We start from the raw sequence: 20,202 nt of genomic DNA, 5'->3' as shown, positions 1-20,202 counted from the left end.
GTGCCAACAAGGTGGCACAGTTGTGACAATAGGGTGGCATAAACCGGGTAATTGCCATATCGTTTATATAGAAGCTAGGAACACTAAATATTCTCCCGTACAATGAACAGTAAACTCATTAGCTGTTGCTTCATTAAGCGTTCCTTGCCACCAATTCGTAAAATCACTAAGAGGATAAACCAGTCCATCTCCTTGCAATCCTTTCGCTCCGAAATTGAAAATAGAAACTTGCTGTCCCGGATGAGAGGCGAAAGCTTGCGTGTCTTTGGCGGGAATAAACATACCATAATCGGTAACGGTTCGTACTTCCATACCGCTTTTCATATAATCTAGCAACAAACTGATATTTCCTAATGTGTGGTCTTCCCGTTTTCCGGTAGCACCGACGATGGCTATTTTCCGGTAGCCTTTTTCTTGTAAGAAGTGGACGGCCTTGGTTTGGTCATTCGTTTCCTGATCGGCTATATGGTGAATAATTTCTGAAAAGCGTGTTTTGTTTTCCGGCGAAAGAGAATCTCCGTCGCCAATAATAATATTGGGAGTATGTCCACGTAAGATATATTCATCGGCTGCTCCATCGCAGCAAATCACGAATTTAGCTTCTTCCAGTATTTGCAGGGGAAGAGGATGGCTGGGATATTCGCCATTGGCTAGTATCACGGCTTCGGGAGTATAGTGTTCGTTTATCATTGTATGCTCATTAATTTTTTCCACTTAAAGTAGCCAAAGATAGCTATAATGGAGTAAAGTCCGTACAAGGCGGAAGTAAAATAAAGGTCTTTGTAGATATAAAGTCCGCAGCAGACAATATCCACAAGAATCCAGGCAAACCATTGTTCGATGTATTTGCGCGCCAGCATCCACATGCCGACAATACTTAATGCAGTAGTAAAACTGTCCAGCCAGGGAACGTTGCTATCCGTATATGCTATCAGTATCCATGCAATACCGAGGAAAGAAACGACGAATACCAGAAAAAGAGGTAAGTAACATTTTCCCGGAGTATGTATGATAGGAAGATCTTTGGATTTTTCCCCTCCCCACATCCAGAATACCCAGCCGTAGATGGCAGCTATCAGGTAGTAGATATTGATGCCAAAGTCAGCATACAATCCGGCTTTGTAATATACGAAGATGTAGATGGCAGGCATCACGATGCCCGCTATCCAAAGGTAGATACTTGCCCGGTACTCTAACCAAAGGTAGACCAGTCCGACAATCGTACCGAATATTTCCAGAAAATTCAATTCCATAACTCTGTTTGATTAAAAGCGGAAAGAAACATGTCCCATAACGTTTGTCCCTGCTTGTGCGGCATATCCGGCATAGTTTCCCCGATTTTCCAGCGTATCGGTGTAGTCACTTGACGCCCAGCCGTTGTTTTCATATTTTTCATTAAACAGATTGTATACAGTAAATCCTACCGTAACTTCTTTCAGTACTTTCTTGGGGTGGAAGCTGTACGCCAGATTGAGGTTGCTGACAAAATACTTATCAAGAGTCAGTTCTTCAACTTCTGCGTTTGTCATATATTGTTTGCTTACAAACTGTGATTGCAGGGCAGCTTCGAATCCCTTAGATTTGAATGAGAAACGATTGTTGAGTAGGAAGTCCGGTGAGAAAGCAATGTGAGTGTCTTTATGCTTTATCTGAATAGTCGGGAGAGAAGTAGAGCTACCGTCATTATTATAGTGGTAGCCCGGCAGGCTCTCTACGAAATCCTGAATACGGTTTTTGCTCCATGTAGCGTTGATGTCCCACTGAAACCATTTGCACGGTTTGATTCCCAGCATGATTTCGATTCCCATGCGATAACTGTCCGGCACATTTTCGGTCAGTGCTTCACCTATATCGTTTAAGGCTCCGGTCAGAACCAGTTGGTCGGTATAGTCCATGTAGTAGAAGTTTGCACCTGCCGTCAGCCATTGGTTGGCGAAGGTATATCCCGCTTCATAGTCGAGCAGCTTTTCTGCTTTGGGGTACGAATCCGGATCACCATCCGTATAATTGTTTCTTGTCGGCTCTTTTTGAGCAACCGAGAAAGACGCATAGACACGATGGTTGGAAGTAATGTTCCAGTTTAATCCTACTTTCGGATTAAAGAAATCGAACTTTTTGTCTACTGCCAGTGGGCGCAGCGCATTCTTGCTCCAGTCATATTTATCATTGTTTCCGTCGATGGTATAGTTGATGTGGCGATACTGGAGATCGGCATAAGCACTTAGTCCTCTGGTAAGATCGTAATTTGCTTTCAGATAAATGTTGCCATCGGTTTTCTTGGATTTGTTGCGGTAGTATTCATGGTCGGGCGATAGAGTACCCACGTAATTTTTCACCCAGGGGACTTTTCCGAAGTTATTGCCCCGGTATTGATTTAATCCGCCGCCCAGAGATGCACTTAGTCTGTTGGTTGTGTAATTGAGGGAAAAAACACCACCGCCAAATTTGTTGTCCATCTTCTTTTGACGGACTAGATCGCTTTTAGCTATTTCGGTTCCATCTATTGTAAATGGCTTTAAACCATATTCTGTCAGGTATCTGTCATCTTTATACTCTTCGTAATAACCGTCACCTTTAGTATAATGTAAGGCAACGTTTAGATTCCAAGCCGTTGAGAAAGTATGGTTGAAGAGAAGTTGATAATTCTTTTGCAGGTAATTATCCGTTTGGTCGTCGTAATAATGTTTTTTGCCGTTGGCGTCGGTGTACATTTCCCCGCAAGGATTGTAGCGTCTGCCAAATTCTTCCATTTGCTCTTTTGTTGCGTATCCCCAAGCATGATATGTCTTTTCTTTTCCGGCAAATGCAATCAGTTTCACAGAGGTGTTTTCTGCAAAATAACCTCCTTGCAGGTAGTAAGAGTTCAAGTCCACCGAAGCACGGTCTATGTATCCGTCCGTACCGATATTGGAAAGGCGGGCATCAAACGTCCAGTGGTTATTGAGTAAGCCGGTTCCCACTTTCACTGTTTCCTTGTGCGTGTTGAACGAACCGTATGAACCATTGAATTCGGCGTATGGTTTCATAGATGCACCTTCGGTTTGCATATTGACACTGGCTCCGAAAGCACCTGCTCCATTTGTTGATGTACCTGCTCCGCGCTGCACCTGCATATCTTTTACGGAAGAAGAAAAGTCGGGCATATTCACCCAGAACAGGTTATGGCTTTCGGCATCGTTCATCGGTATGCCGTTTACCGTGATGTTGATTCGTGTGCCGTCGGTTCCACGCACGCGAAGCGTCGTATAGCCAATACCGGCTCCTGCATCCGATGTGGTCAGTGTGGAAGGAGTCATACTTAGCAGATAGGGGATATCCTGTCCGAAGTTTACCTTTTTGAGTGCTGCTTTATCTATATTGGTGAATGCCACGGGAGTTTTGGCTGTGGCACGCGTGGATACTACCTGCACCTCTTGCAGGTTTACTACTCTCATACTGTCCTTTGCACTCGTCTGTGCATGAACAGTGATGCCTGCGCCCGATAAGGCGACGGCCATCCATACAATTCTTTTCATTTTGCTTACTAATTAGTTCTCTACGCCGGCATTACCCGGATCAGATTCTATGGGTATGTTCTCAGCCCGTCATGTTAAGGCACCCCTACCAGTGAATCGACTGCAAAAATACGGCTTTTGAAGGAGGAAAGCAAAAAAAACTTTTAGATTTACTAAAAACAATATAACTTTGTAGATTGTTGAAATACCAATACAACAGTTTATTCATTTAATATATAATTTAATTATGCTACTCTTACTTCAAGCAACACAAGCTGCGGATTCTGTGCAAGTGGCCGCAGATGAATTAATGAAAGAGGCGATTGCCAATGCCGACGGATTGGATAAGCTTTCGCTAATTACTCAACAACTGATAGATTTTGGTATTCGTGCCGGAGAACGTATACTGATTGCGGTCATTGTCTTCATCGTCGGACGTTTTTTGATTTCGCTACTTAATAAGTTTATAAGACGTCTGATGGATAAACGAAAAGTGGATGTAAGTATCAAAACTTTCGTTAAAAGTCTGGTAAATATCCTGTTGACGATCCTTTTGATCATTTCTGTTGTCGGCGCTCTGGGAGTTGAAACTACTTCGTTCGCAGCTTTACTGGCTTCTGCCGGTGTGGCTATCGGTATGGCTTTGTCCGGTAATTTGCAGAACTTTGCCGGAGGATTGGTTATTCTTTTGTTCAAACCTTATAAAGTGGGTGACTGGATAGAAACACAGCAAGGTTCATCCGGTACGGTAAAAGAAATCCAGATATTTCACACCATCCTTACGACTGCGGATAATAAATTGATTTATATCCCAAATGGTTCATTGAGCAGTGGAGTAGTGACCAATTACAGTCATCAGGAAACCCGCCGTGTAGAATGGATTATTGGTATAGATTATGGGGAAGATTACAATAAAGTTCAGCAGATAGTTCGTGATATTCTGGCCGCCGATAAACGTATCCTGAATGAACCAGCTCCGTTTATAGCTCTTCATGCCCTGGATGCCAGCAGTGTGAATGTAGTGGCACGTGTCTGGGTAAACAGCGGAGATTACTGGGGTGTCTATTTTGATACAAATAAAGCAATTTACGAAACCTTCAATGAAAAAGGTATCAACTTCCCTTTCCCACAGCTTACTGTGCATCAGGGAAATTGATTGTTATACTCTGATAATTCAAAAAATAAGGGAGTTGTACTTAACGTGCAACTCCCTTATTTTTTGGAAAACTTGTCTGGCGTGATTGAATAAATCTCTTTTTTATTTTATACCGAAATCTTCGGCTAATTCATATCTATCTTCTTTGATTCCCAGTACATGATTGATTTTTCTCCTTTTCTCGAGATCTTTAAAGTAGTTTTCCACAACCTGATAGAGATCGAAGTTAGTGGTTGATCCTGCGGCTAAATCGAGTGATTCCACCATCTTTTCTACGGCTTGATGGATTTTCTCTGCGTCTATCAGATGCAGTTCGTTGCTGTGTATTAAATATTTTTCCATGACTGCAATGTTTTAATGTTATATAGGTATAACATCTTGCAGTCATGGAAAGTTCAATGATTGAATGTTAGATTTTGGCAAGTGCCTGATCCAAATCCGCAATCAGGTCATCAATATGTTCCGTTCCAATTGATAAACGTACAGTGCCCGGATAAATCTCCTGTTCGGCGAGTTCCTGTGCATTGAGCTGCGAGTGGGTAGTGCTTGCCGGGTGGATCACCAATGATTTCACATCGGCAACATTGGCAAGCAAGGAGAAAATCTCCAGGCTGTCGATGAAGCGGTGTGCTTCTTCTTGTCCGCCTTTGACTTCGAAAGTGAAAATAGAACCGGCGCCGTTCGGAAAATAACGCTGATACAGCGCATGATCGGGATGATCGGATAATGACGGATGGTTCACTTTCTTCACTTTCGGGTGATTGTTTAAGAAATTCACGACCTTCAACGCGTTTTCTACATGACGTTCTACGCGCAAGGAAAGAGTTTCCAATCCTTGTAACAGGATAAAAGCATTGAATGGACTGATGGTGGCACCTGTGTCGCGCAGCAAAATAGCCCGGATGCGGATGGCATAGGCAGCCGGACCTGCCGCATCAACAAAACGTACTCCGTGATAGCTTGGATCGGGTTCGGTCAGTTGTGGGAATTTGCCGGAAGCCACCCAGTCGAATTTGCCTGAATCTACAATGACTCCTCCTAATGAGGAACCGTGTCCGCCAATGAACTTTGTTGCGGAATGTACGACGATATCTGCTCCGTGTTCGATAGGGCGGATTAAATACGGAGTACCGAATGTGTTGTCAATAATCAAAGGAATTTTGTGGCGATGAGCTATTTCAGCTACTGCCTCTATATCAATGATATTTGAGTTCGGATTTCCCAGCGTCTCGATAAATACGGCTTTCGTATTTTCCTGAATGGCTTTTTCAAAGTTCGATAAATCACTGGGATCGACGAATGTGGTTGTGATGCCATAGCTGGGTAAGGTATGAGCCAGTAAGTTATAGCTTCCTCCATAAATCGTTTTGGCTGCTACAATATGATCGCCTGCACGAGTGATATTCTCGAAAGCATAAGTGATGGCAGCAGCACCCGAAGCAACTGCCAGTCCTGCTACTCCTCCTTCAAGAGCAGCTACGCGTTGCTCAAAAACTCCTTGAGTGGAGTTGGTCAGACGACCGTAGATGTTTCCCGGGTCCTGCAGGCCGAAACGTGCGGCTGCGTGAGCGGAGTTGTGAAATACATAAGAAGTAGTCTGGTAAATAGGTACTGCGCGGGCATCTGTTGCCGGATCTGCTTGTTCTTGTCCTACATGAACTTGTAAAGTCTCGAAATGTAAATTCTTTGTTGCCATAATCGTATATTTTTTAAGTTTAATATTCTTTCCTTATTTTCTTGCAAAGTTATGGGATGGAGATATATCGAACAAGATATAGATAAAATACAGAAAATAATGCTATTTTTGTACCGTTATATAGAATAATATAGTTGCGTTATTCCTAAAAATCACCTTTTAGAAGAATATTTTTCTTATGGATACTTTTGATAAACTGGATAGAGTCGATTTGCAAATACTCCGTACTTTGCAAGAAAACGCCCGATTGACAACCAAAGAGCTGGCCGCACGGGTGAGTCTTTCTTCAACTCCTGTTTTTGAACGTCTTAAACGGTTGGAGAGTGGAGGATATATAAAGAAGTATATTGCCGTATTGGATGCGGAAAAGCTGAATCAGGGATTTGTCGTATTCTGCAGTGTGAAGCTTAGACGGCTGAATAGGGATATAGCAGCCGAGTTTACACGGATCATACAGGATATTCCTGAAGTAACCGAATGTTATAACATATCAGGAAGTTATGATTACCTGTTGAAGATTCATGCTCCCAATATGAAATACTATCAGGAGTTTATTCTGAATGTGTTGGGGACGATTGATAGCTTGGGATCATTGGAAAGTACGTTTGTGATGGCGGAAGTGAAGCATCAATATGGGATACATATTTAGTTCGTTGCGTGATAGTATGAAATTTATCTTGTATATTTGCTATGTAATATAAATCCTTTTCTACTGACACAATGAATACAAAAATATATCCTCGCACCAATGATTTCCAGACTGTTTATCTGAATACAGTGATTAAGAATCCTGCTATTATCGTAGGTGATTATACAATATACAATGATTTTGTAAATGATCCGGTTCTTTTTGAGAAGAACAATGTTTTATATCATTATCCGATTAATAAAGATCGCTTGATAATAGGAAAATTCTGCTCCATAGCCTGTGGAGCTAAGTTTCTTTTCAACAGTGCAAATCACACATTGAATTCTTTATCCAATTATACATTTCCTATCTTTTTTGAGGAATGGAATTTAGATAAGGGAGATGTAACTTCTGCCTGGGATAATAAAGGAGATATAGTAATAGGTAATGATGTCTGGATTGGATATGAAGCTGTTATCATGGCAGGAGTACATATTGGAAATGGGGCAGTCATTGCGTCGCGGGCAGTGGTTACTAAAGATGTTCCTCCTTATACGATAGTAGGTGGGACACCGGCCAAAGAAATCCGGAAGCGTTTTGATGAGAATACGATTGCCCAATTGCAGAAATTGCAATGGTGGGATTGGAGTATTGAGAAGATATCCGAATGTATACCTTATATTACAGGTGGAAAGATTGAAGAATTGAAAAAGATAAATGTTACATCATAGACATGAAGAAGCTAATTATTGTATTTGTTCTTTTATTATCGGCACTCTCTTGTTTCTCACAAACAGAATTTACAACTTGCCTTTTTGATACTTCAAGAAACAGGGCTCATGGAAACACGTATGCCAAATTGGGAAAGGGGAGTGGCAAATATTCTTTTCACTATTTCCTGATGTTTATCCATAAACAGAACTAATTACGTAACTGCTTACGTATTTTTACGGAAAATGTTTGTTCATATTATGAAAAGCTGATATATTTGCGTAATCAATTACGTATTTAGTAACGCAACTAATAAAAACATGGACTTTTTTAATCAGACGGGCAAATTAGCCATCGGCAGCAGATTACGCATGTTGACCGATAAAATAACAGTAGATGCGGCCGCCATCTATAAAATGTTTGGAATAGACCTCAAACCGAAATGGTTTCCAGTATTTTTTGTATTATCACGTGGGGAGGCAAAAACCATTACGTCCATAGCCAAAGAGATTGGTCATTCTCATCCTTCCGTGAGTAATATTATTAAAGAAATGGTAGCTAAAGGATTAGTGAAAGAGACAAAGGACAAATCCGACGGGAGAAGAAACATGGTCATGTTATCTGCCAAAGGAAAAAGAATGTCCGACTCTTTTTCGGAACAGTGCATAGATGTTACGGCAGCTATTGAGCAAATCACGCAGCAAACCCGGAATGATCTTTGGAAAGCTATCGAAGAATGGGAGAATCTTTTGTCGGATAAATCCCTGTTGGAGCGGGTGAAGGAAGCGAAAAAGGAACGAGAGAGTAAGGACATCCAAATAGTTCCTTATGAACCTTGCTATCAATCTGCTTTCCGGACTCTTAACGAAGAGTGGATAACTGCTTATTTTCGGATGGAAGAGGCCGATTACAAGGCTTTAGATCATCCAAAGGAATATATTCTGGATAAGGGAGGAGCTATTTTGGTGGCTCTTTATAAAGATGAACCGGTCGGTGTATGTGCTTTGTGCAAGATGGATCATCCGTTGTATGATTATGAGTTAGCCAAGTTGGCTGTTAGCCCCAAGATTCAAGGAAAAGGTATCGGAGTACTACTTTGCGAAGCCGTTGTCAATAAGGCGAAGGAGCTTGGTGGTAAAAGAATCTTTATAGAGAGCAATACGCGTCTGAAACCGGCTATCCATATTTATCATAAGTTAGGCTTCAAGGAACTTCCCGAATATCACACGACTTATGAAAGAGGAGACATACAGATGGAATTAATGATTGAAGAGTGAAAATGAAAAAGGTGGATGGTGAATTTATTAAGGGGCGGATTGCCCCTTGTGGACTGCATTGCGGAAAATGCTTTGCTTTTGCCGATGGAGATATTTCTTATCACAGCGGTGAACTCAAGAAGGCATTAGGCAATTTTGATGTCTATGCACAACGTTTTGTAGAGATGCTTGATGAGCCTGTCTTTGCAAAATACCCCGATTTTAAAGAGTTTTTAAATCATTTGTCCGTGGCGACTTGTCAGGGGTGCAGAAAAGAAAAATGCAAGTTGTTCAAAAACTGTAATGTTCGTGTATGCAGCGAAGAGAAGCAAGTGGATTATTGCTTCCAGTGTAGCTGTTTTCCTTGCGAGAATACAGGTTTTGATGAACATTTATATAAGAGATTTGTAGCCATCAACAAACGGATGCAAGAGATTGGAATAGAAAAATATTATGAAGAGGTAAGGGATTTACCTCGCTATTAATTTATGGCTTTCTCTCTGCTTCATTCCAGTTCCTGTGCATAAATGTTGATGGCGCGTAATGCCTTTAATATTTCAGTCGGGGTGATCCCCTGACATTCTATTCTCAACACTTTTTCCCAATCCTCCATATCTACATTCCATTTGTAGATTTGGGGACATAGGGTGAAAAGCGCTGCGATATGTTTGATATCCCGTACATTCTTTACCGAGGTGCGAAAAATTAGTATTTGCTCTTCCATAGTTACTATCGATTACTTTTGTTTTCTGTGCAAAGGTAAGTTTAAACAGGGTTCTGTATAGGATTATTCGACGAACGCCCTGATTTCTCATGACGAAATAAGTAATATGGGAGATTAACTTCATATAGCTATCCTTTCTGAAGAATGGAATATTTAAACAGCCGAGAAGGCAATAAATGTGATCCGAATTACGGGAAGCCTAGAAAAAACGCAGCATTTGCAGATGTGAATTTTATTATTATTTTGTTTTAGGTAAATTGTAACCCAAATGATTTTTATTTCATCATTTTTATTCTATATGAGAGATTTATTCGTGTGATTTTAATCATTATGCTATTTGTCTTCTCATTTGAATTTATGATAAACTAGGAGAAAAAAGATTCAAAATTGACATTTAATGGGTTTCTCACCGATGAAAGACACGTTCCTCGGTGAGAAAAGACATGTTCCTCGGTGAGGGACTTCTCGTTGGTTTAAAACCAATAGACGTTTCTTTAGTAAGGGAAGATGCATATCTCATGCTTTTTTATACAAAAAGAGGCTGCATTTCTGCATATTATTGCACTTGCTTATGCAATTTATTTTCCAGTTTGTCATTTTTCACACAACGATGTCTTAGGATAATCTTAAGAATGGGACATTAGTATGTAAAATGAGTGTTTTTGTCGCATTTTCTTGTGGAAAGAGATTGAACTACTAATCTAATTCTTAATGAGCTAGTGTACCGATATAAATACATTCTATTTTCAGAAGAGAACCAGCATTAATATTTTCTGCTTCCAACTGTTCTTCTACAAATGTTTTATAATGTTCTGTCATGTCTTCTATCATCCAAAAAGGAACCGGACCTATATCTCGTGTCGTCGTTTTCTTTTCTTTGAAGGTATCGGGGCGTTCAGGAGATTGGAGTTTTAAATTATATGTTTTTCCATTATCAATAGTAACTTGAAAGGAATAACCGGATTCTGATAATAAGCGGACGAATGTTCCCTGTTTTGGTGAGGCAGTTTCTGTTGCGGAAGTAATAATCTTCACAGTACCAGCTTCTTTCGTATCAAAGGAAAATGTTATGCGTCCTGTAGGTTGTACAATGATGGATGATTCTTCCTGTATCTTATCCATAACCTCTTCTTCCAACTTTTTTATCGTCTCTTTCTGTTGATCAGTCAGTCCGCTATCATCTATTCCTGTGATTCTTCCTTTTACATCTTGTACAGCGAAAGATTGTCTGGCATTGACAACCTGTACACCTATTTTTATTCTTCTTCCATCAGCATCTTTCACTATCAATGAGGTTGTGCCTAGTTTTACAGGACTGATATGAATGTCATTACTTTCATCTAAAGAGGCGGTCGCTATTTGCTTATCGTCTATTTCAACGGTGAAAGGCATTGTGCCGCCTATAATCCCTAGTTTAGTACCTGTTAGGATTGATATATTGACATTGTTTACGGGAGTCTCTGTGAGTACTTCCCAATATTCAAATACGAAAAACTTGTCAGTTTCATCATCACTGCATGAGTGAAATACAGGTAAAGAACATAGCAGAATAAATAATAAACTAAGTTTTGTCAGTTTTGTTTCCATAGTATTTTTCTTTTATTTTGCAAATATAGTTATAATTTTCGTGAACCAAGTCAACTGCACCAAATTTATAGGATACCCTGTTTTTTCAAAAAAAGTTCTATATCTCCTCTATAAATAAAGGGCACGTATTCTCTCCACTGTCTTCTCTGTTAGAAGTCGGTATATTAATTTCCTTTTCCAACTTTCTAACTCAAACCTAAGAGTAGAGGTGGGACGGTTCATATACATCTCAAAACTAAAGGTACCTTTATGATGTTGCTTGGAGTAATTGGTCAGTCTGTAATCATTTCCGACATCGGAATGTCAACGATATATTTTCCGTCTTTCAGGCAGTAATAGCAGTATTCGTCACTCCGCGAACTGTCGGAGTTAGTACCCCAGATATTTCTCTACATCAAAGCGGAGGGACATCCCGTAACTTTGACAATACCTCTTATTTATTTCTGATTCAATCATCGGTTTGGTTTTCGTTTGATAGATAGGAGCCGCTCTATATCATTGAATAGACAGGTGTCCTTTAATTCGAACATCAGCCATTTCCCATCATGGAAAGTCACCGTCTCGTCATATATCTTTAGAGTTGCATTGGAGAACATTTCTCGCATAGATTCGAATTTAGTGCGTTCATCTTTACCTAAAATAACCATGAAACCAATCGTTTGCTCTTTGGCATATAGGGCACACAGCGTTTTTCCACCTCTGCGATATTTATATTCATACTTCCATGCTTTTCCGCCATGATTCCATAATTGTTCCATATTGTACTTCTGTTCAATAAGTTGGCAAAGCGAAGACCATACATTATATAGTTCTTTACCTATCAGGGCTTCCAGTGTTTTGGGAATGGGAATTTGCAAAGTTTCTTTCATGGTATTCGGTATTTACTTTTGATTAGTTATGCAGGTCGGCGGCGTTATCGCCACTTTTCCCATTAAGAACTGTACGTGCGAGTTTCACCGCATACAGTTCTGATAATTCAAAATTTAGTTCTCATAAAACTAAATCGGCTCATCCGTTCTTTTTCAGGCAACGGCTTCCGATAAAGTTCAGCCCTTTTTCCAATATGTACTTATCGATTCGTACGTTATCGAGAAGTCAATCGTGGCTGATGTGGTCGAAGCATCCCTTGATGTCTCCCTCCAATATCCATTGGGGCGAACAACCTTTGCTTAGCCATCTGTGCAGGGCATCAATAGCATTAGCCGTACTTTTGAACTTTCTAAATCCATAAGAGTTGGCATCGGCTGTTGTCTTCGTAATGGGTTCCGGAACCATCAGATAGAGAGCCTGCATGGCTTTGTCTTTCATGGTTGGAATCCCGAGAGGTCTCATCTTGCCGTTCTTCTTCGGTATGCAGACCCTTTTCAGAGGGAGGGCTTCGCACCCGACCGTTGCCAGTCAAGCACGCCTCTTTAGGCTACTATTGACGGAACAATAGGTTCAGACATCATGCTGAACAATTACTTGTACGACTTCTTGTCGCACTTCATATCACAAAGATAGGATGATTTTCTAATAGAACGTTGTCCAATATGGCTATTTTTCTAATCTGTTTAACTAATAAAGGTTAACAGGACTAGGCAGACGGAACATATGTCCGTTCTTCTCATATATTATTTATTATAATGCAGTTATTTATGAAACACATTCTTTTATTATTTATGCTTCCGACAATTATCTTTTTGAATAGTTGTACTTCAGGGAAGCCAATGGAAGGTAACATTGTTAAATTTGTTACGATTAGTGGACAAGATCTGGTTCGGCCAGATGGAAGTAAATTGTTTATCAAAGGAACAAATCTGGGCAACTGGCTAAATCCTGAAGGTTATATGTTTCGCTTTAATAAAACGAATTCAGGACGATTTATTAATGAGATGTTTTGTCAAATGGTGGGGGCAGACTTTACAGCCGAATTTTGGAAGGCTTTTAAAGATAATTATATTACACGTGATGATATACACTTCATTAAGGAAAGTGGCGCTAACACTATTCGCCTGCCTTTTCATTACAAGCTTTTTACGGATGAAGATTATATGGGACTGACAGTGGCACAGGATGGGTTCGCACGTGTAGATTCTGTTGTAAACTGGTGTCGTGAAGAAGGCTTATACTTGATTTTGGATATGCACGATGCACCGGGGGGACAAACTGGTGATAATATTGATGACAGTTATGGTTATCCATGGCTGTTTGAGAGTGAAGACAGCCAAAAGCTATATTGTGATATTTGGCGACGTATTGCCGACTATTATAAGAACGAACCTGTAATTTTGGGGTATGAACTTTTTAATGAACCAATCGCCCCGTATTTTCCTAACATGGAGGAAATGAATAGTAAACTTGAAGGTATTTACAAGATAGGAACGGCTGCAATACGTGAGGTTGACAAGAATCATATTATTTTATTGGGAGGTTCGCAATGGAATGGCAATTTCAAGCCATTCAAAGATTCTACGTTTGATGACAAAATTATGTATACATGCCATCGCTATGGTGGAGAACCGACAAAAGAGGCTATTCAGAAAATTATAAATTTTAGAGATAGTGTGAATTTACCTATGTATATGGGTGAAATAGGTCATAACACTGATGAGTGGCAGGCTGCTTTCTGTCAGGTAATGAGAGAAAATAACATCGGTTATACTTTTTGGCCTTATAAAAAGATGGATGGTTCATCATTTGTCGGAATTACTCCACCGGAAAATTGGGATAAGATTGTTACGTTCTCCGAAGCTCCTCGTAGTAGTTATAAAGAGATCCGTAATGCACGTCCTGAACAAGAAATGGTCCGTAAGGCAATGATGGATTTTATTGATGCATGTAAATTCAGGAATTGTATAGTTCAGGAAGGATATATCTGTTCATTAGGTATGAATAATTGAAAACTGCAAAAAACAGTAATGTTATGAAAATAAAGGAATTGATATTAGCTTGCTTTTTCCTTACAGTTTTATCTGTATCAGCGCAAGTTCCAGTTTATCTTGATGTGAATAAACCTATTGAAGAACGGGTACAAGATGCGTTGGCCTGCATGACGCTTGAGGAAAAAATTGCAATGATACATGCGCAATCAAAGTTCAGTTCTCCGGGAGTTGCTCGTCTTGGCATTCCTGAAGTCTGGACTACCGACGGTCCTCACGGCATTCGGCCTGAAGTTTTGTGGGACGAGTGGAACCAGGCAGGGTGGACGAACGATTCTTGTATTGCTTATCCGGCTCTGACTTGTCTTGCGGCAACATGGAATCCTGAAATGTCGTATCTCTATGGGAAAAGTATTGGGGAAGAAGCCCGTTACCGGAAAAAAGATATTTTGCTGGGACCTGGTGTAAATATCTATCGGACACCATTAAACGGTCGTAATTTTGAGTACATGGGTGAAGATCCCTACTTGTCTGCTACTATGGTAGTTCCTTATATTAAAGGAGTCCAATTGAACGGAGTTGCAGCTTGTGTGAAACATTATGCGCTGAATAATCAGGAATTCAACCGACATACGACGAATGTACAATTGAGTGACCGCGCTCTTTATGAAATATACTTACCCGCTTTTAAAGCTGCTGTACGGGAAGGCCGGGCTTGGGCAATCATGGGTTCCTATAATCTTTATCTAGGTGAACATGCTTGTCAGAATAAACGGCTACTGAAAGACATTTTGCGTGATGAATGGGGATTTGATGGAGTTGTTGTATCTGATTGGGGTGGTGTGCACAACACTCGTCAGGCTATAATGAATGGTTTGGATATGGAATTCGGTTCCTGGACGAACGGACTTTCTAATGGTGCAAGTAATGCCTATGATAATTATTATTTGGCTTTTCCTTATCTGCGGATGATAAAGAACGGTGAAGTAGGTACCAAGGAACTGGATGAAAAAGTTGGCAATATCCTACGTTTGATATTCCGTACGTCAATGGATCCTAATAAGCCGTTTGGTTCATTGGGTTCTCCGGAGCACAGACAGGCAGGGCGTAAAATAGGAGAAGAAGGTATTGTCTTGTTGCAGAACAAGAACAATATATTGCCCATTGATTTGACAAAAGCAAAAAAGATTGTTGTTGTCGGAGAAAATGCTATAAAGATGATGACCGTAGGTGGTGGCAGTTCTTCTTTGAAAGTGAAATATGAGATATCTCCTTTGGATGGCTTAAAAAAGCGTGTAGGTTCTCATGCTGAAATTGTGTATGCTCGTGGCTATGTAGGTGATTCAACAGGAGAGTATAATGGAGTGAAAACAGGTCAGGACCTGAAAGAAGAACGTGCAGAAGATGAATTGCTGGTTGAGGCTTTACAGGTGGCAAAAGATGCTGATTATGTGGTCTTTTTCGGTGGCTTGAATAAGAGTGCCCATCAGGATTGTGAGGATTCAGATCGTGCTTCCTTTGATTTACCATACGCACAAAATCGGGTTATCTGCGAGTTAGCAAAGGTAAATCGTAATCTGGTAGTGGTTAATATTTCGGGAAATGCTGTTGCTATGCCATGGGCGGATGAAGTTCCTGCTATTGTGCAAGGTTGGTTTTTGGGGTCGGAAGCCGGAACGGCGCTTGCGTCCATATTAATTGGTGATGTAAATCCTTCCGGTAAACTACCATTTACTTTCCCTGTAAAGTTGGATGATGTTGGTGCTCATAAATTGGGTGAATATCCCGGAAATAAAGAAGAGCTGGCAAAGTCGGTTCAGAAAGGTGACACAATAAATGAAGTATATCGTGAAGATATTTTTGTGGGTTATCGCTGGGCGGATAAAGAGAAAATCAAACCGTTATTCCCGTTTGGGCACGGATTGAGTTATACTAGTTTCGATTACTCGGTACCTTCGGTTGATAAGAAAGTGATAACAATGAATGATACAATAACTTTCACGGTCACAGTGAAAAATACAGGGAATTATGTCGGTCAGGAGGTTATTCAGTTGTATATCAGTGATAAAAAATCCTCTTTGCTTCGTCCGGTGAAGGAACTGAAAGCCTTCAAGAAAATCAGGCTTGCTCCGGGAGAAGAGAAGGTAGTAGCATTTACTATCGGCAAGGAAGCATTGAGTTTCTTCGATGATACTAAACATGAGTGGGTGGCGGAACCTGGTAAATTTGAAGCATTGTTTGGAAGTTCGTCAAGAGATATAAGGGGAACTGTTAGGTTTGAGTTGAAATAAACACTGTTATTGGTGGTTGGGGAAAATTGTAGGTGAAGGCGGTTATTATAAACCGCCTTTATTTTTTTCTCTTCACTCCTTTGTATACTGCTTTTCGTAGTGTTCCTTGTGCATCGTCTCCGTCATAATCCCAATACATTGCGCCCAGCATACCTCTTTCACGGATAAACAGGCATTTCCTGTCAATGGATTCGGTATCTTCGTATGTGCATACCATCTTCCCGTCCGTATTCACAAGATAAGGAACTCTGGCCTGTGCGTCCCATTTTCTAATGTACATACCGTTATCAATCAGTTTAACAATATCCTTATAATTGATAAAATTGGTAATACTTTCTTTGCCATGACCATAGAAAGGGATACCGAGCACCAGGCGATGAATAGGTATGCCTGCCCTTACGTGCGCCTCTACAGCTTCCTCGCAAGATATCCCATGCGTAAAAACGGAACGAAACAGTGACGCATGGTGGTAGGGCGGATTGGCAATGTCGTAGGTCATGATATTGACAAAGTCTATGTATGGTTTGATTGCGGTAAAGTCAATGTACTGTCCGCTTGCTACTGAGGCTAGTGTCAGTAGTTTCTTCTTTCCAATGGCTTTGCGTATTTCTTTCATCATCTGAGTGTAGTTTGAGGTGTCTTCAGGAGAAGCAGAGATACCGGCAGCTTTGCTGGTAGGGTATTCCCAGTCGATGTCGATACCATCCAGATTGTATTCGTGAATTATCCGTTTGCAGTCTGCCGCAAATTCAGCCCGATGTTCGGCTGATGCGGCCATTTCGCTGAAACGTCCGCTGCCCCATCCACCGATGGAAAGAAGTATCTTCAGGGTTGGTTTCTTTTTTTTCAATTTGACAATCGTTCGTAATCGTTCTTCGTTGGTAATACCTATCTCGTTGAAGTTTTCATTGATATGCCCGAAGGCGTAGTTGATGTGCGTGACTACTTCCGGGTCGGGAAGGATATGACTCCATGAGGTGACGTATGCGACAACTACCGGAGCATTCTTTTTTGTGGCATTTGTATGGAGTGGAAGACAGTAAAGGATTACAGTAGTAATCCATGTGATAAATACATAATAATTTTTTTTCATTCTATTATTCAGTTTAAGAGGGTTGTTTTATAATTCTGCTATCAAGGATAACCATTTGCCTGCTGATGTCACCCATACTTCTTTATATGTGGCATTATTCCATTGTGGCCAATAGGGTTTGTCTTCATTATATTTTGTTTGAATGCCTACCGGTAGTTCACCGGTCATTTCACCCGGTAAGGCGGCATATTGTTGTGCATATCGGTCTCCTTCTCCATACATCAAAGATTGTCCGAACGGATTTTTTCCGACAGTCCATCTTAGTTGGTCTTCGGCTATCTCTTTTAGTTCACGGTCGTTCAGAAAATTACCGCAGAGAGCAGCAGCTTTTCCTGTTGCGAGATGGATAGCTGTATTTCCCCGGAAAGAAAACCAAACGGGGAAGATACGTAGATAATGTTCTTTATCCAGACGGATACCATTTTCCAACTGTCGAGTGTAGTTGTTCACAGCCTGCTCGCCCGGAAATAAATGTTGAGCATAGAAACTGGTATTATCCTTTGCTTCACCGATATGATATATACCGCTGGGTATCATTCGATAGGGATGTGAGTAACGAGTGATGCTTTTCAGGTAGCCGGCATACAGCTCAATGGCTTTTTTCCATTTATTATAGTAGATATGCTCCGGTTGTGTCTCGCAAAGTGCGATAAGCGATTGCATATAGATTTGGTCACGTGATTGATGATTGAAATGAGTGATTATTTTTTGCTCATGGTTGCGGTAGAAGAAGCCGGAAAGATGGTCTTTGTCTTGTATGGGGATTGTGCGTTGGCTGGCGAGAACATATTCTGCAAATTCAACGGCATGGCGGGAATAGTATTTTTCTTCGGTCAGTCGGTAAAGTTGGCTGGCAGCCCATGATGCTGTTGCCATATATTGGCTTTCAGAAGTGTTGTAGCTGTGTTCCCAGAATATTTTGAAATATCCGTATCCTATTTCTTTATGTGTTGTCAGGGCAAATTCGAAATCTTCCTTGGCCGTGCTGATTAATGACTCTTTTAAAGCTGGGTCATCATCAATAGAGAGAGCGGCGTAGGCTTCCATTCCTGAAAACAGGAAATTGTCAAACGAATTATTGTGTACGCGGGCAGGAGTGTCGTCTTCGTTGCCTGTCATATTATCAGTCCATATAGCCATACCGGCACTGCTTGCACGGTATCCATCTCCAAAGCGGCATTTTAAGATAAAGTCTAGTCCCCATTTGGCTTCTTCCAGTAGGCGTTGATAGAGTAGGGTGTTCTTTTCTTTTGTTTTATTGGCCATTTCGAAGAGGGCGAACATAACATCCCCTGTTTGCATGGTTTGTTGTGACATATCCCCGGCATCATGCCATCCACCGTTGTAAGCAAGAGTTCGTCCGTTGTGCTTGGCATAGATATCGGCATGGCAGTAATCGTGCTTGCCGGGGACAGGGTATCCGCAACGTTCGCAGAAGATAAAGTTCAGAGCCTTCCAGACCGAGTTCTCCCATATATTTTCTCCGATACGGAAAGAAGGAGTTGTGAATGAGTCGGTTTGGAGATAGTAATTACCAGATTGGTTGAAGTCGGAGAAATCGAGAATACCAAAAAGGCCGATGGCTGTTTGCTCGTTTCTGATGGTTCCTGTATAGACAGGTATTTTGTTTGTGGCATTCAGTAGCTGGAACTGCTTGTTGGGAGAATCGGTTTGAGGGGTCGTGACAGCCATTTTATTCCCTTTGACTGTGTAACCGCTGGTAGAGTAAACAATACGTTCCTTTTCCGGCAACCATCCGCTTACGATCTCAGGATTATCGATTTGTTGAAGTTCGATTCCGTCAATATAGAATTCTTGCGTTTCTCCGGTGGTTCGGTCACGACCAAAGGCTGTGGAGCCGAAAGTCAATCGAGTAATTCTATCACGGGGCAGTTCACTGATTTCGAGATAACATTTGTTCCATTGACGATTTATAAGATTAATTTCATGAGCACCTTCCCGCCCGTATTCGTCGGGTATTTTTAATATTCCATCATTGAACAGATATAGATTCAGGTGTGTGTTACGACTTCCTTCACAGTCGGGATAGATATAGAAGAAGATACGATTGTATTTCTCCCAATTGGCACCTTTCACATCGAAAGTAGCTTGGGAGTATCCATAGACAGCATGGTCAGAATTCTTCCACCCCTGACGAGTCGTTGGAACGGTCAACTTCAGACTTCCGTTTCCGGTGATGCTTTTTTCTGTACTTCGTTCCATCTTTCCGATACCGTGGTGGATCCATCCTTTAAGACTTTCCATGGTACATAGAGGAGTAGAAACGAGTACCTTCTTTTTCAGCCCTGCTTCTTCCAGTGAACGGGAGACAGCCAACGGAAGTGGGCGGTGTATTACTCCACTTTTTATAATTATCTCTTTCATTTGTTGGGGTGATTCCTGTGCGGACGTACCCATTGTCGCCATGCAAAAACATCCGATAGCGCATGTGAATAATACGTGTTTTCTCATTATATTCTTTCCTTTACAATAAAGGACGTTTAAGGAAGCCTGTTTCCTAGCAGGATAAGTCGTTTTTCTGGAAAAAAATGAGAAGAATAACTCTTTTTCCACTACTTCATTACTACTACTGCAAGTATGTTTGAATACGTCAATACTTTCTCATTGTTTCTTTATGTTGTTGATTTATAATGAAATAACATCCTTTTTTCTTGCTTTCTTGTCTTTGTTCTATACTTCTTTTG

The 20,202-nt window shown here is 40.9% G+C and carries 17 protein-coding genes, 3 pseudogenes and 1 riboswitch; of the genes and pseudogenes, 8 read left to right on the top strand and 12 right to left on the bottom strand.

The window, feature by feature from the left end; all coding sequences use genetic code 11:
• Positions 1 to 63: 63 nt before the first annotated feature.
• The 3 genes from I2I13_RS16405 to I2I13_RS16395 are packed head-to-tail and all read right to left on the bottom strand — an operon-like array spanning position 64 to position 3,515.
• Positions 64 to 690 carry a thiamine diphosphokinase gene (locus I2I13_RS16405; RefSeq protein WP_195650001.1) on the bottom strand — a complete coding sequence of 209 codons (627 nt, stop codon included), beginning with the start codon at positions 688 to 690 and terminating at the stop codon, positions 64 to 66.
• On the bottom strand, positions 687 to 1,253 hold the full coding sequence (gene pnuC / locus I2I13_RS16400; RefSeq protein WP_148365783.1) for a nicotinamide riboside transporter PnuC: 567 nt from the start codon (positions 1,251 to 1,253) through the stop codon (positions 687 to 689). The genes I2I13_RS16405 and pnuC overlap by 4 nt, the downstream gene beginning before the upstream one ends.
• A gap of 12 nt (positions 1,254 to 1,265) precedes the next feature.
• Entirely contained in the window at positions 1,266 to 3,515 is a 2,250-nt protein-coding gene (locus tag I2I13_RS16395) for a TonB-dependent receptor (RefSeq protein WP_195650000.1), read from the bottom strand.
• Positions 3,516 to 3,612: riboswitch (TPP riboswitch) on the bottom strand. It abuts the gene before it with no gap.
• A 129-nt stretch (positions 3,613 to 3,741) separates the two neighbouring features.
• Here I2I13_RS16395 and I2I13_RS16390 point away from each other — a divergent pair.
• Entirely contained in the window at positions 3,742 to 4,650 is a 909-nt protein-coding gene (locus tag I2I13_RS16390; protein WP_148365781.1) for a mechanosensitive ion channel family protein, read from the top strand.
• A gap of 102 nt (positions 4,651 to 4,752) precedes the next feature.
• Here I2I13_RS16390 and I2I13_RS16385 read toward each other — a convergent pair whose 3' ends face one another.
• Positions 4,753 to 4,992, bottom strand: a complete 240-nt coding sequence (locus I2I13_RS16385) for a hypothetical protein (RefSeq protein ID WP_004306417.1) — start codon at positions 4,990 to 4,992, stop codon at positions 4,753 to 4,755.
• Between the two features lie 67 nt (positions 4,993 to 5,059).
• Entirely contained in the window at positions 5,060 to 6,346 is a 1,287-nt protein-coding gene (locus tag I2I13_RS16380) for an O-acetylhomoserine aminocarboxypropyltransferase/cysteine synthase family protein (RefSeq protein WP_099146753.1), read from the bottom strand.
• 178 nt (positions 6,347 to 6,524) lie between these two features.
• Between I2I13_RS16380 and I2I13_RS16375 the strand changes: the two genes are divergently transcribed.
• The 5 genes and pseudogenes from I2I13_RS16375 (at position 6,525) to I2I13_RS16360 (ending at position 9,426) form a co-directional block, all read left to right on the top strand.
• Complete coding sequence (locus tag I2I13_RS16375) at positions 6,525 to 6,995, top strand: Lrp/AsnC family transcriptional regulator (RefSeq protein ID WP_004299136.1); 471 nt, start codon at positions 6,525 to 6,527, stop codon at positions 6,993 to 6,995.
• A 71-nt stretch (positions 6,996 to 7,066) separates the two neighbouring features.
• Positions 7,067 to 7,705, top strand: a complete 639-nt coding sequence (locus I2I13_RS16370; protein WP_195649999.1) for a CatB-related O-acetyltransferase — start codon at positions 7,067 to 7,069, stop codon at positions 7,703 to 7,705.
• Positions 7,706 to 7,707: 2 nt separating this feature from the next.
• Positions 7,708 to 7,809: pseudogene (locus tag I2I13_RS24725) on the top strand (alpha/beta hydrolase); the annotation flags it as partial.
• A gap of 196 nt (positions 7,810 to 8,005) precedes the next feature.
• Entirely contained in the window at positions 8,006 to 8,962 is a 957-nt protein-coding gene (locus tag I2I13_RS16365; RefSeq protein WP_195649998.1) for a GNAT family N-acetyltransferase, read from the top strand.
• Between the two features lie 2 nt (positions 8,963 to 8,964).
• Positions 8,965 to 9,426 carry a DUF3795 domain-containing protein gene (locus tag I2I13_RS16360; RefSeq protein WP_148365862.1) on the top strand — a complete coding sequence of 154 codons (462 nt, stop codon included), beginning with the start codon at positions 8,965 to 8,967 and terminating at the stop codon, positions 9,424 to 9,426.
• A 20-nt stretch (positions 9,427 to 9,446) separates the two neighbouring features.
• Here I2I13_RS16360 and I2I13_RS16355 read toward each other — a convergent pair whose 3' ends face one another.
• The 5 genes and pseudogenes from I2I13_RS16355 to I2I13_RS16335 form a co-directional block, all read right to left on the bottom strand.
• Positions 9,447 to 9,665 carry a hypothetical protein gene (locus I2I13_RS16355; RefSeq protein ID WP_148365777.1) on the bottom strand — a complete coding sequence of 73 codons (219 nt, stop codon included), beginning with the start codon at positions 9,663 to 9,665 and terminating at the stop codon, positions 9,447 to 9,449.
• A 708-nt stretch (positions 9,666 to 10,373) separates the two neighbouring features.
• Entirely contained in the window at positions 10,374 to 11,252 is an 879-nt protein-coding gene (locus I2I13_RS16350) for a pilus assembly protein N-terminal domain-containing protein (RefSeq protein ID WP_195649997.1), read from the bottom strand.
• A gap of 281 nt (positions 11,253 to 11,533) precedes the next feature.
• A pseudogene (locus I2I13_RS16345) lies at positions 11,534 to 11,708 on the bottom strand (zinc ribbon domain-containing protein); the annotation flags it as partial.
• Positions 11,705 to 12,121, bottom strand: coding sequence for a DUF3788 domain-containing protein (locus I2I13_RS16340; protein ID WP_195649996.1), 417 nt, complete (start codon positions 12,119 to 12,121; stop codon positions 11,705 to 11,707). The gene I2I13_RS16340 and the pseudogene I2I13_RS16345, both read right to left, overlap by 4 nt.
• 229 nt (positions 12,122 to 12,350) lie before the next feature.
• A pseudogene (locus I2I13_RS16335) lies at positions 12,351 to 12,638 on the bottom strand (reverse transcriptase domain-containing protein); the annotation flags it as partial.
• Between the two features lie 251 nt (positions 12,639 to 12,889).
• Between I2I13_RS16335 and I2I13_RS16330 the strand changes: the two are divergent.
• Together I2I13_RS16330 and I2I13_RS16325 are read left to right on the top strand one after the other, a co-directional pair.
• On the top strand, positions 12,890 to 14,134 hold the full coding sequence (locus tag I2I13_RS16330; protein ID WP_195649994.1) for a glycoside hydrolase family 5 protein: 1,245 nt from the start codon (positions 12,890 to 12,892) through the stop codon (positions 14,132 to 14,134).
• A 23-nt stretch (positions 14,135 to 14,157) separates the two neighbouring features.
• The gene (locus I2I13_RS16325) at positions 14,158 to 16,404 is read left to right on the top strand and encodes a glycoside hydrolase family 3 C-terminal domain-containing protein (protein WP_195649993.1); all 2,247 of its coding nucleotides are present in this window, start codon (positions 14,158 to 14,160) and stop codon (positions 16,402 to 16,404) included.
• A 58-nt stretch (positions 16,405 to 16,462) separates the two neighbouring features.
• Here the strand turns inward: I2I13_RS16325 and I2I13_RS16320 are convergent, their stop codons facing one another.
• Positions 16,463 to 17,497 (bottom strand): glycoside hydrolase family 18 protein, encoded by a 1,035-nt coding sequence (locus I2I13_RS16320; protein ID WP_195649992.1) that lies wholly within the window; start codon positions 17,495 to 17,497, stop codon positions 16,463 to 16,465.
• 27 nt (positions 17,498 to 17,524) lie between these two features.
• A complete protein-coding gene (locus tag I2I13_RS16315; RefSeq protein WP_195649991.1) occupies positions 17,525 to 19,969 on the bottom strand; it encodes a glycoside hydrolase family 9 protein in 2,445 nt (814 codons plus the stop codon).
• Positions 19,970 to 20,202: the final 233 nt, after the last annotated feature.

Origin of the sequence: Bacteroides sp. D55t1_190419_B8 (assembly GCF_015558905.1) — a bacterium.
GTDB lineage: Bacteria > Bacteroidota > Bacteroidia > Bacteroidales > Bacteroidaceae > Bacteroides > Bacteroides vicugnae.
The sequence above is the reverse complement of the archived record's forward strand: the minus strand, read 5'-3'. Positions and strand labels throughout refer to the sequence as shown.

Coding starts and splice junctions, on each gene's coding strand:
- I2I13_RS16405 (WP_195650001.1), bottom strand. CDS start 690: ATGATAAACGAACACTATACTCCCGAAGCCGTGATACTAGCCAATGGC.
- pnuC (WP_148365783.1), bottom strand. CDS start 1,253: ATGGAATTGAATTTTCTGGAAATATTCGGTACGATTGTCGGACTGGTC.
- I2I13_RS16395 (WP_195650000.1), bottom strand. CDS start 3,515: ATGAAAAGAATTGTATGGATGGCCGTCGCCTTATCGGGCGCAGGCATC.
- I2I13_RS16390 (WP_148365781.1), top strand. CDS start 3,742: ATGCTACTCTTACTTCAAGCAACACAAGCTGCGGATTCTGTGCAAGTG.
- I2I13_RS16385 (WP_004306417.1), bottom strand. CDS start 4,992: ATGGAAAAATATTTAATACACAGCAACGAACTGCATCTGATAGACGCA.
- I2I13_RS16380 (WP_099146753.1), bottom strand. CDS start 6,346: ATGGCAACAAAGAATTTACATTTCGAGACTTTACAAGTTCATGTAGGA.
- I2I13_RS16375 (WP_004299136.1), top strand. CDS start 6,525: ATGGATACTTTTGATAAACTGGATAGAGTCGATTTGCAAATACTCCGT.
- I2I13_RS16370 (WP_195649999.1), top strand. CDS start 7,067: ATGAATACAAAAATATATCCTCGCACCAATGATTTCCAGACTGTTTAT.
- I2I13_RS16365 (WP_195649998.1), top strand. CDS start 8,006: ATGGACTTTTTTAATCAGACGGGCAAATTAGCCATCGGCAGCAGATTA.
- I2I13_RS16360 (WP_148365862.1), top strand. CDS start 8,965: ATGAAAAAGGTGGATGGTGAATTTATTAAGGGGCGGATTGCCCCTTGT.
- I2I13_RS16355 (WP_148365777.1), bottom strand. CDS start 9,665: ATGGAAGAGCAAATACTAATTTTTCGCACCTCGGTAAAGAATGTACGG.
- I2I13_RS16350 (WP_195649997.1), bottom strand. CDS start 11,252: ATGGAAACAAAACTGACAAAACTTAGTTTATTATTTATTCTGCTATGT.
- I2I13_RS16340 (WP_195649996.1), bottom strand. CDS start 12,121: ATGAAAGAAACTTTGCAAATTCCCATTCCCAAAACACTGGAAGCCCTG.
- I2I13_RS16330 (WP_195649994.1), top strand. CDS start 12,890: ATGAAACACATTCTTTTATTATTTATGCTTCCGACAATTATCTTTTTG.
- I2I13_RS16325 (WP_195649993.1), top strand. CDS start 14,158: ATGAAAATAAAGGAATTGATATTAGCTTGCTTTTTCCTTACAGTTTTA.
- I2I13_RS16320 (WP_195649992.1), bottom strand. CDS start 17,497: ATGAAAAAAAATTATTATGTATTTATCACATGGATTACTACTGTAATC.
- I2I13_RS16315 (WP_195649991.1), bottom strand. CDS start 19,969: ATGAGAAAACACGTATTATTCACATGCGCTATCGGATGTTTTTGCATG.